Source organism: Micromonospora sp. NPDC049497, from assembly GCF_044465805.1.
GTDB lineage: Bacteria > Actinomycetota > Actinomycetes > Mycobacteriales > Micromonosporaceae > Micromonospora.
This window is the reverse complement of sequence record NZ_JBITMC010000009.1, coordinates 31618-43328: the sequence shown is the minus strand read 5'-3', so window position 1 is coordinate 43328 and position 11711 is coordinate 31618. Positions and strand designations below refer to the sequence as shown.

The 11711-nt window shown below is 76.9% G+C and carries 2 protein-coding genes; both read left to right on the top strand.

The features are described 5' to 3' along the window. The first annotated feature begins 33 nt into the window (after window positions 1-33). Complete coding sequence (locus ACIBR0_RS14880) at window positions 34-9291, top strand: SDR family NAD(P)-dependent oxidoreductase (RefSeq protein ID WP_396715823.1); 9258 nt, start codon at window positions 34-36, stop codon at window positions 9289-9291. 11 nt (window positions 9292-9302) lie between these two features. Further along, the gene (locus tag ACIBR0_RS14875; RefSeq protein WP_396716066.1) at window positions 9303-11708 is read left to right on the top strand and encodes a beta-ketoacyl synthase N-terminal-like domain-containing protein; all 2406 of its coding nucleotides are present in this window, start codon (window positions 9303-9305) and stop codon (window positions 11706-11708) included. The last annotated feature ends 3 nt before the right edge of the window (window positions 11709-11711 follow it).

Sequence of the window (11711 nt, the reverse complement as noted above, 5' to 3'; positions counted from 1 at the left end):
GCCCGACCGCATCCGCCCCGAGGAACCGAGGTCATGGACGACACCGAAAACGCCGCCGCCAAGCGGCAGGACGCCCAGCTCAAGCGGGCCCTGGCCACCATCCGGACACTGCGCCGCAAGCTGGACGACCAGGGCGGCGACCAGCCCGTCGCCATCGTCGGTATCGGCTTGCGGCTGCCCGGCGGGATCGACGACACCGAGGCGTACTGGGAGGCGCTGGCAGCCGGCCGGGACCTGGTCGGGCCGATGCCGGTGTCCCGGCAGGGCCCGTTCGCCGCCGAGTGGGCGGAGCTGCCGCAGCGCGGCGGCTTCCTCGACGAGGTGCTCGACTTCGACGCCGACTTCTTCGGCATCAGCCCTCGGGAGGCCCGCGCCCTCGACCCGCAGCACCGGCTCCTGCTGGAGGTCGCCTGGGAGGCGCTGGAGAACGCCGCCGTCCCGGCCGACCACCTCGCCGGCCGCCCCACCGGGCTGTACGTCGGCATCACCGGCCAGGACTACCGGGACTGGCTCCCGGGAGAGCCGGACGCCTACTGGGCCACCGGCAACGGGCACTGCTTCGCGGCCGGCCGGCTCGCGTACAGCCTGGGGCTGACCGGGCCGGCCATGGCGGTCGACACGGCGTGCTCGTCCTCGCTGGTCGCCGTGCACCTCGCCGTCCAGGCGCTGCGTCGCGGCGAATGCGAGACCGCCATCGCCGCCGGGGTGAACCTGATCATGTCGCCCCGCTCGACCCGACTGGTCGTGCAGACCCGGTCGCTGGCCCCGGACGGGCTGTGCAAGGCGTTCGACGCCCGGGCCAACGGCTTCACCCGGGGCGAGGGCGCCGGCGCGCTCGTGCTCAAGCCACTCGCCCGCGCGGTCCGCGACGGCGACCGGATCCACGCGGTGATCCGGGGTACGGCGGTCAACCAGGACGGCCGGTCCAGCGGGTTCACCGCACCGAACGTGCTCTCCCAGGTGGCCCTCATCGAGGCTGCCCTGGCCGGAGCCGACGCCGGCCCCGCCGACGTCGGCTACGTGGAGGCGCACGGCACCGGTACCGCGCTCGGAGACCCGATCGAGATGGAGGCGCTGGCCACCGTTCTCGGCCGGCGTAACGGGGGCGCGCCCCTCGCGGTCGGCTCGGTCAAGACCAACCTCGGGCACCTGGAGGCCGCGGCCGGGGTGGCCGGCCTGGTCAAGGCGGTGCTCTGCGTCCAGCGGCGGCAGGTGCCGCCGGTGGTGCACCTGCGTACCCTCAACCCGCGGATCGACCTCGGGGGCACCGGGATCGTGGTGCCCGACCGGCTGATCGACTGGGCCGACGGGGCCGGCCGGCTGGCCGGGGTCAGCTCGTTCGGGATGAGCGGCACCAACGCCCACCTGGTCCTCGGCGCAGTGACGGCGGACGAGCTGACCGGGAGACCCGCCACGCCGAGTGGTCCGGTGGCCGGCTTCGTGGTCTCCGCCCGGACGCCGCAGGCGCTGCGGGAGCTGGCCGCCTCGTACGCCGGGCGGGTCCGGCGACTGTCGCTCGCGGACTACCCGGCGTTCGCCGCCACCGCCACCGCGGGGCGCAGTCGCCTGCCGGTGGCCGCCTGGATCGCCGCCGCCGACCCGGCCGCCGCGCTCGCCGGTCTCACCGCGCTGGCCGCGGGCGCGCCGCCGGTCGAGGTCGACCCCGCCGCGTCCGCCGGACCGGAGCCACGCGCAGTCCTCGACCTTCCGGGCTATCCCTGGCAACGCCAGCGGTACGCCCCGGAGCGGCCCACCGGCGGGGAACCCGCCGAGCCGCGTTCCGCCCCGCACACCCACCAGGTGTTCTGGACCGAGCTGGACCGGCCGGCCCCCGACACCCGTACCGACCCGCTGGTCCTCGCCGGCGACGACGCCGCCCTCCTCGCCGAGCTGGCCGCCGCCGCGGCGGCCCGGGGCCGGGCCGGCACGCTGCTCACCCCGGAACCGGGCGATGCCCCGCCCGGTTGGCGGGCGGCGGCGCTGCCGGAGCAGCCGGGGGAGTGGACCCGGTTCTGGGCCGACCGGTCCGACGGGACACTCGTGCTGGTCCCGGCCGCGACGCCGGTCCTCGACGACCCCGCCGAGGACGCCGACGACCCGGTCGACCGGGTCGCGGTCACCGTCGCCGCGGTGACCACGGCCGTGGCGGCCCTGGCCGGCGGCCGAGTCGCCGGACGGCGGGCGGTTCTGGTCACCCGGGGCGCGCGCCGCACCGGACCGGCGGACGAGGTGCTCGCCACCGACCACGGGCCCCTGCACGGACTCGCCCCGGTGCTGGGGCTGGAGTTCGGCCCGGCGTTCGGCGGGGTGATCGACCTGCCCGCCCGGCCCGGCCACGACGATCTGCACACCGTGCTGGATGTGGTCACCGCCCCACCCGGCCCGGTGCTGGAGGACCTGGTCGCGGTGCGGGCCGGCCGGATCCTCGCCGCCCGGCTGCGGGACGCCGATCCCACCCCGTCCGGCCTGCGGGTCCGTGCCGACGCCACCTACCTGGTCACCGGGGCACTCGGCGCGGTGGGCCGGGAACTCGTCGTCGACCTGGTGCGGCGTGGCGCCCGGCGGTTGCTGCTGGTCGGCCGCCGGGCCGAGGCCGACCTGGACACCGCGGCACAGGACCTGCTGACCCGGCTGCGCGACGACGGGATAGGGGTCGGCTACGTCGGCGGTGGATGCGACACCGCCGACTCCCGCCGGCAGGTGGCCCTCGCGCTGCGCGGCATGCCGCCGCTGGGCGGGGTGCTGCACGCAGCCGGCACCATCACCCGGATACCCGCCGTCGACCTGGACACCGCGCGGACCGCCGCCGCCCTGCGCGCCAAGGTGGGCGGCGCCTGGTGGCTGCACCGGCTCACCCGGGACCTGCGGCTGGACTTCTTCGTACTGGTCTCCTCGGTCTCCGCGCTCTGGGGCACCGAGGGCTACGCCGCGTACGCCGCCGCGAACGGGGGACTGGACGCCCTCGCCGCGTACCGCCGGTCGCTCGGGCTGCCCGCGGTCAGCATCGCGTACGGACCGTGGGCGGTCTCCGGAATGGCCGACGGTGACTCCCGGGACCGGTTCGCCCGGCTCGGGGTCGGCGCGCTGGACCCGGCCACCGGCTGTGCGGCGCTGCGGGACGAGACGCCCGGGCCGGAGGGCTACCTGGTGGCCTGCCCGCTGGACCGGCCGCGCCTGGACGGCGTGCTGGGCGGCCTGCGCCCGCGCGGGCTGTTCACCACCGCGCCGGCCACGGCCGCCGGTACGCCGGATGCCGCCGGTGGCGCATCCGCCGCCGACGGTGCCCCCGCCATCCTGGACGGAGGGTTCCCGGTCGGCGAGAAGCGGGAGCCGTCGGTGGTGGCCGAGCTGGCCACGCTGCCGGTGGGGGCCCGCCCGGCCGCCGCCCGCGGCCACGTGGCCCGCCTGCTGGCCGCGCAGCTCGGCCACCCGGACGGGCACGTCATCCGGGAGGACGCCGGCTTCTTCGACCTCGGTCTCGACTCCATCATGGCGGTGGACCTGGCCCGCCGGCTCGCCGAGGCGTTCGAGGTGGCGCTCCAGGTGGCCGACGTGTTCGACCACCCGACCGTCCGCCAGCTCGCCGACCAGGTGCTGACCCTGCGCGACGGCGCGGCCGCCGTCCCGGGGCCGGCGGTCGACCCCGCGCCGGACGGCACCGTCGGCGTCAGGCCGGTGGACCACGCCCGGGTCCACGCCGCCGTTCCGGCGCCCGACGGTGGACCCGCCGCCACGGTCCACCCCGATTCTCCGGCCGTCCCGACGACGAACCTCGCCGCGGCCGCCCCGCCGGTCGGGGCGCCGGCCGTCCCGGTCGCCACGGTGACCGGGACGGTGGCGCTCCCGGCCGGGCCGGCGGCGATCGTCGGGATGGCCGGTCGCTTCCCCGGCGCCGACTCGGTGGAGGAGCTGTGGGACCTGCTCCGATCCGGGCGGGACGCGGTCAGCGAGGTGCCGCCGCACCGCTGGAGCCACCGCACGTTCCATACCGCCGGCCCCGACACCGGTCCGCGAATCACCACCGACCAGGGCGGATTCCTGCGTGACGTGGCCCGCTTCGACGCCGGGTTCTTCGGCGTACCGGCCCGCGAGGCGGAGAACCTCGACCCGCAGCAGCGGCTCCTGTTGGAGTGCGCCTGGCACGCGCTGGAGGACGCCGGCATCGACCCGAAGGGGTTGGCCGGCACCCGGACCGGCGTCTTCGTGGGGGTCAGCAACGGCGACTACGCCCGGGTGCTGGCCGGCGCCGGGGTGGACCGGCTCGACGCGTACTACAGCACCGGCACCGCGCTCAACGCCGTCGCCGGCCGCCTGGCGTACGTGCTGGGGCTGGCCGGGCCGGCACTCGCCGTGGACACCGCCTGCTCCTCCTCGTTGGTCGCCCTCCACCTCGCCGTCCGGGCACTGCGCAGCGGCGAGGTCGACGCGGCGATCGTCGGCGGGGTCAACGTCATCGTCGACCCGCTCGCCTCGGTGGCGGTGAGCCGGGCGCACATGCTCTCCCCGGACGGGCGGTGCCGCACGTTCTCCGCCGACGCCAACGGCTTCGTCCGATCCGAGGGGTGCGGGGTGCTCGTCCTCAAGCGACTCGCCGACGCCGGGCGGGACGGCGACGCCGTTCTCGCCGTGGTCCGGGGTAGCGCGGTCAACCAGGACGGCAGCTCCTCCGGACTGACCGCGCCGAGCGGCCGGGCCCAGGAGCAGGTCATCAGTGCCGCCCTCGCCGAGGCGGGCGTGGACGGGGCCGCGGTGGACTTCCTGGAGACGCACGGCACCGGCACCTCGCTCGGCGACCCGGTCGAGGTCGGGGCGGCCTGGCGGGTGCTCGGACCAGGGCGGGCGGCCGACCGGCCGCTGCGGCTCGGCTCGGTCAAGAGCAACATCGGCCACTGCGAGTCGGCCGCCGGCATGGCGTCGGTGATCAAGACGGTGCTCGCCCTGCGGCACGGCACCATCCCGGCCAACCTGCACTTCGCCGCCCCGAACCCGCACATCGACTGGACCGGGATGGACGTCCGGGTGGTGGACGCGCCCGTGCCCTGGCCGCGGACCGGCCGGTCCCGGCTGGCCGGGGTGTCCGGCTTCGGCTTCACGGGCACCAACGCCCACGTCCTGCTGGCCGACCCGGCACCCGCGCCGGTCGGCGCCCGACCCTTGCCTGGTCCGGTCTGGACCGGGCCGTACCGCGACGGGCTGCCCAACGGCACCGCCCCGCAGAGCAGCACCGCCCCGCCGAACGGCACGTCGGACGGCGCGGCGGGGGGCACCCTGCTCGTCCCGCTCTCCGCGCCCAGCCCGGACGGGCTGTGCCGGCTTGTCGAGCGATGGCGGGAGCGGCTCGCCGACTGCCCGGCGGAGGAACTGCCCGACCTGGCCGCGCTGGCCGGCACCGGCCGGGCCCACCTGCCGTACCGGACGGTCCTGCTCGGGCGCGACCGGGCGCAGCTGCTGGCCGCCGCCGCGCCGCCGGCCGACCCGGTCGCGGCGACCCGACCGCCCCGGATCGCGTTCCTCTTCTCCGGTCAGGGCAGCCAGTTCTTCGGCATGGGCCGCGAGCTGTACGCCACCGAGCCGGTGTTCCGCGACGTCTTCGACGAGTGCGACCGGCGGCTGGCGCCGGCGCTGGGCGCCTCGCTGGCCGACCTCGTCCTGCACGGCGACGACCGGACCGCGATCAACGAGACGCGCGTCACCCAACCGGCCCTGGTCACCCTGGAGGTGGCGCTGGCCGAGCTGTGGCGCTCCTGGGGCGTCACCCCGGCCGTGGTGATGGGTCACAGCGTCGGCGAGATCTCCGCCGCCATCGTGGCCGGAGTGCTGGACCTGCCCGCCGGCCTCGACCTGATCGCCGAGCGGGCCAGGCTGATGCAGGCCACCCGTCCCGGTGCGATGCTCGGCGTGGTCGCCACCGAGCAGCGGGTGCGTGACCTCGTCGCGGGCACCGGCCTGGACGTGGCGGCGGTCAACGGCCCCGAGGCCACCGTGGTCTCCGGGCTGCCCGAGGAGATCGAGGCGCTCACCGTCCGGCTGCGGGCCGAGGGCGTACGGCACCGTGCGCTGAGCGTCTCGCACGCGTTCCATTCGCGACTGTTGGACCCGGCGCTCGACGATTTCCGGGCCGTGTGCGCCGCGCTTCGCCACGAGGCCCCGGCCCTCCCGGTGATCTCCAACCTGAGCGGAGCGGTGGCCGGACCCGACACGTACGACGCCGACTACTGGGTGCGCCACGCCCGCCAGCCGGTCCGCTTCCACGCCGGCGCCGGGCAGCTCGCCGCGCTCGACGTGGACGTCTGCCTGGAGATCGGTCCGGACCGTACCCTGGTGAACCTGGTCCGGGCCGCGGGCCTCGCGCCGGCCGGCGGCCTGCTGTCGTCGCTGCGCCGCGGCTCACCGGACCGCACCGCGCTGCTCGCCGCGGTCGCCGCGCTCTACCCGCTCGGCCAGGATGTCACCTGGTCGCGGGTGCAGCCCCGCCCGCGCCCCGGCACCCGCGTCGCGGCCCCGCGCTACCCGTTCGCGGAGACCCGCCACTGGGCGTCCACCGCGGGGACCGGCGACCGGCTGCCGGTCGCCGGCCCGGCCGCCGACGCACCCGCCTGGGGTACGCCGGTCCGCTCACCGGCCCTGCGCGGCCGGGTGTTCCGCACCGAGCGGAGCACCGAGTTCCCGCCGCACCTGACCGATCACCGGCTCTACGGGACGGTGTCGGTGCCCGGCGCGTCGCAGACCGCCACCGTGCTCTCCGCGCTGGCCGGCGACGGCACCCCGCCGGCCCTCGCCGACCTGGTCTTTCCCCGGGCCCTGGTGCTGCACGACGGCGAGCGGTACGAGATGCAGGTCATCGAGGCCGAGCAGGAGCACGGCGGCCGGACGGTGAGTGTGCAGAGCCTGGTCGACCCGGAGCGGGACCACTGGCAGGAGCACCTGTCCGCCCGGCTGCTGCCCGCGCCGGAGCGGGAGCCTCGACCGGTGCCCGACCTGGTCGCCTTCCGGGCCGCCGCCGAGCGTCACCTCGCCGGTGAGGACTTCTACCGGCACTTCCGGGAGATGGGCTACCTGCTGGGTCCGTCGTTCCGCTGGATCGCCGAGGTGTGGCTGCGCGACGACGAGGCCCTGGTCCGGTACGCCCGACCGGTGCGGATGAACGAGGACCCGGCCGGCTGGGCCATCCACCCGGGCCTGCTCGACTCCTGTCTGCAGAGCACGGTCGCCTTCGGTGTCGACCCGGACGGCACGGACGACGTGGTGGAGGCCGGCCGAGCCGGCCTGGCGATCCCGTTCGCCGCCGCCCGACTCACCCTGGCCCGCCGGCCCGAGCCCGCCGCGGAGCTCTGGGGCCACGTGCGGGCCCGGCGGGCGACCAACCGCCCGGACGGCACCCGGCTGGTGGACGAGGCGGACCTGCACCTCTTCGACGGGCACGGCCGAACCGTCCTGGCCGTCGACGGGTTCCGCATCCGATACGCCCCCCGGGACCTGCTCGAGCGGTCACTGCGCGACAGCGCCGTCCACGTCCACGAGCTGGCCTGGACCGTGCCGGAACCGGACCGGCCGGAGCCGACCCCGGCGCCGGCGCCGCCGCGCGTCGACGTCGTCGGCGCCGACGTCGCGCCCGCGTTCGCCGGGGCGGTCGCCGCGCTCACCGCCGAGCCCGGCGCAGCGCCACCGGACCTGGTACTCGACCTGCGGTTCGCGGCCGACGAGCCGGGGGCGTCGGCCGAGGCGGCGCAATCCGCCGTCCGCCGACTCGCCGACGACCTGCGGACCGCCCCGGCCGCCGCGCCGTACCTGGTGGTCTGCGCCGACGGCACCGAGGCCGCCCCGGTCCGGGAGGCGCTCTGGGGGATGCTCGCGTCGGTCGAGGCGGAGCACACCGACCGTCGCCTCGTCCGGGTCGTGCTCGCCGCCGACGCCGACCCGGGCGACGCCGCCGCGCTGCTCCTCGACGAGGTGCGCCGCGGCCTGCCCGAGACCCGGCTGCGGCTGGGCGCCGACGGCGTCCGGGTGGCCCGGCTCCGGCCCCTGCCGGCGCCCGACGGCGACCTGCCGGACGCCGTCACCGCCGGCACCGCGCTGGTCACCGGTGGGCTCGGCGCGCTGGGTCTGAGTGTCGCGGGCTTCCTCGCCCGGCAGGGCGTCCCCGCCATCACCCTGGCCGGTCGCTCCGCGCCGGACCCGGCGGCCAGCGCGGCGATCGACCAGCTCACCGCCGGGGGCACCCGGATCCGGGTGGTACGCGGCGACGTCACCGACCCGGAGGACTGCCGGCGGATGGTGGCGGAGGCGGAGAGCGACGGCCCGATCGGCAGCGTCTGGCACCTCGCCGGGCGCACCGCCGACGGCGCGTTCGACCAGCTCGACGAGGCCGCCTTCGAGGAGGTCTTCGCCGGCAAGGCGGCCGGCGCGGACCGGCTGCTGGAGGCCCTGACCGGCCGGCGGCCGGCGGCGCTGGTGCACTTCTCCTCGGTCTCCGCCGTGCTCGGTTCCGCCGGCCAGGCCAACTACGCCGCCGCCAACGGCTACCTGGCCGGCCTCGCCGCCCGGCTGCGCGACCGCGGCCTGCCTGCGGTGAGCGTCGACTGGGGGCCGTGGACACCGCGGGTGAAGGACGGCCTCGCCGCCACCGAGGCGACCCGGCGGGCCATCGACCGGCTGGGCGTCCGGGCCCTCACCGACGAGGAGGCCGAGACCGTCCTGCGCGCCGCGCTCACCACCGGCCGGGACCGGCTCGTGGCGGTGGCGGTGGACGCCCGGGCGTACGTCGAGCGGGCGGCCGGTCACCCCCGGGCGGCGCTGCTGCTCCCGCTGGCTGACCGCGGCGCCCGGCCCGCGCCGGCAACCCCGGCGATGCCGCGCGGCTGGCTGCGCGAGGAACTGGACCGTACCGCGCCGGACGAGCGGGAGGACCGGCTCCGGGTGGCGGTGCGCGGGGTGGCCGGCGAGGCGCTGGGTGATCCCGGCGCGCTCGACGACGACGCCGGCTTCGTCGACCTCGGGCTCGACTCGATCATGGTCATCGACCTGCGGACCCGGTTGTCGCACGCGCTCGCCGTCGACCTGCCGGCCACGGTCGCCATCGACCACCCGAGCATCGCGCAGGTCGCCGCGTACGCGATCGACCTGCTCTACCCCGACGACGAGCCGGCCGACGCCGCGTCGCACGCCGGCGCCTGGTCCGGGTCGTACGTCGGTCCGGCGCACGACCCGGCCGGGACGGACGGCGACCTGGCGGATCTGTCGATCGACGAGCTGGTCCGGGCCGTGCGGGCGGACCTGGCGATGGAGGAGTGAGGGACGTGACGATGGACGCCACCGAGTTGCGGCGACTGGTGGAGGACCAGCTGCGGCTCTCCCGCCGGCAGCAGGCCCGGATCCGCGAACTGGAGCGCGAGCACCGCCCCCCGCTCGCCGTCGTCGGGCTCGGCCTGCGCTTTCCCGGAGACCTGCGGACGCCGGAGCAGTTCTGGGATTTCCTGCGCGGCGACGCACACGCGGTCACCGGCATCCCCGACGACCGGCCCGGCCTCCGGGCCGCGTACCGGCCGGGGCCGGTCCGCCCGGGACGCTCCTACGTGGACCGGGCCGCTTTCCTGGCCGACATCGGCCACTTCGACGCGGACTTCTTCGGCATCTCCCAGCGGGAGGCCGAACTGCTCGACCCGCAGCAGCGGCTGCTGCTGGAGACCGCCTGGGAGGCGCTGGAACGGGCCGGGGTGGCCATCCGCCGCGCCGACCGGCTGGACGTCGGCGTCTACCTCGGCATGATGGCCTCCGAGTACGGTGAGCGGCTGGCGGTGCGGGAGGACAAGACGCCGCTCGACCCGTACTACGCCACCGGCGGCGGACTCTGCTTCGGCGCCGGTCGGATCAGCTTCGTGATGGGCTTCGCCGGCCCGGTGGTCAGCGTGGACACCGCCTGCTCCTCCTCCTTGGTGGCGATGCACCTGGCGGTCCGCGCGCTGCGCGCCGGGGAGTGCCGGTACGCGCTGGTCTGCGGCTCGAACCTGCTGCTGTCGCCGAACCTGATGGTGTCGCTGTGCCAGAGCCGGGCGCTCTCCCCCGAGGGTCGCTCCAAGTCCTTCCTGGCCTCCGCCGACGGGTACGGTCGCGGCGAGGGCGTCGGAGTGCTGGTCCTCATGCGCCTGGACGAGGCGGAACGGGAGGGCCGGCCGATCCTGGCCGTGGTCCGGGGCAGCGCGGTCAACCACGACGGGGCGGCCTCCGGGCTGACCGTGCCCAGCGGGCCGGCCCAGCAGCAGGTGGTCCGGGCGGCCCTCGCCGACGCCGGGGTGGCCGCTGCCGACGTCGGCTGGGTCGAGGCGCACGGCACCGGCACGCTCCTCGGCGACCCGGTCGAGGTGGGCGCCCTGGACGCCGCCCTGGGCCCGGCGGTCCGGGAGCGCGGCGTCCCGCTCGGCGTCGGCAGCGTCAAGGCCCGGCTCAACCACCTGGAGGCCGCCTCCGGCGTTGCCGGGCTGATGAAGACCGTGCTGATGCTGCACCACGGCGAGATTCCGCCGGCCGCCGACGAGTCCGACGGCCCGCTCAACGAGCACATCCCCTGGGATCGGCTCGGCTTCACCGTGCCCCGGCGGACCGCGCCCTGGCCGGCGGCGCTGCCCCGCCGGGTGGCCGGGGTGAACTCGTTCGGGATGAGCGGCACCAACGCCCACGTGGTGCTTGAGGCGTACCGGCCGCGGGAGGCGGTCGCGCCGGTCGCGCCGCACGGTTCCGAGCTGCTCACCCTCTCCGCCCGGGATTCCCAGGCCCTGGCCATCGTCGGCGCGGCCGTGGTGGCGCGGCTGCGCGCCACCGATCCGGCGGACCTGCCGTCGCTCTGCCACACCCTGCGCGCCGGCCGCGCCCCGCTCGCGCACCGGGTGGCGGTGGTCGGCGACACCGCCGACGAGCTGGCCGTCCGGCTGGCGGCGGGGGTCCGACAGCCGGCCGGCCCGGCCGGCCGGCTGGGCCCGATCACCCTCTGGGCCGCCACGGACCACACCGCCCTGGAGGTGGCGCTGGACAGGGTCGGGGCCCGCTGGCCCCGGCTGATCCCCGCCGACCCGGCCGGCGAGGCGCCCGACCGCTGGGTCGCGCTGCTCGGCCGGCTCGGCATCCGGGTCCGGTCCCGGCGGGACGTCGGCCGACCGGAGGTGGCGGGCCGCCTGACGTGGCGGGGCGAGGGCGGTACGGAGCACCTGTCGCCGCTGGCCACCGCCGTCCCCGAGGCGGCCCCCGAGCTGCTGCTGGACGCCCTGGCCGCGCTCTTCCTCGCCGGGCTCGACGTGCGCTTCGACGAACTGCGTCCGGCCGGTGCCCGGTTCCTGCCGAACCTGCCCACCTACCCCTTCCGGCGCCGGCGCTTCTGGGTCGACGAGCCGGTCGGCGCGGCCGGCAGCGGGTCGGCGGAGACCGCCGGCGGGAACGTGGCGCCGTTGCCCACCGACCGCGCCGGCATCGAGGCGTACCTGATGACCGAGCTGCGCGACGTGCTGCACGCCGACGAGGAGCTGGACCCGGGCCGGTCCTTCCTGGAGACCGGGGGTGACTCCTTCGTCTCCACCCTGTTCATGACCCGGATCGAGGAACGGTTCCAGATCGCGCTCACCCCCGAGGACCTGCCCATCGACCGCCCGCTGGCGGCGCTGCTGGCGACGATCGCCGACCACATCACCGGCCGCCCGGTCGCGGCCGGAGGACGGGAGTGACCC

Bases quoted from the DNA above. Each gene is read 5' to 3' on its own strand.
- ACIBR0_RS14880 (WP_396715823.1), top strand. From the start codon at position 34: ATGGACGACACCGAAAACGCCGCCGCCAAGCGGCAGGACGCCCAGCTC.
- ACIBR0_RS14875 (WP_396716066.1), top strand. From the start codon at position 9,303: ATGGACGCCACCGAGTTGCGGCGACTGGTGGAGGACCAGCTGCGGCTC.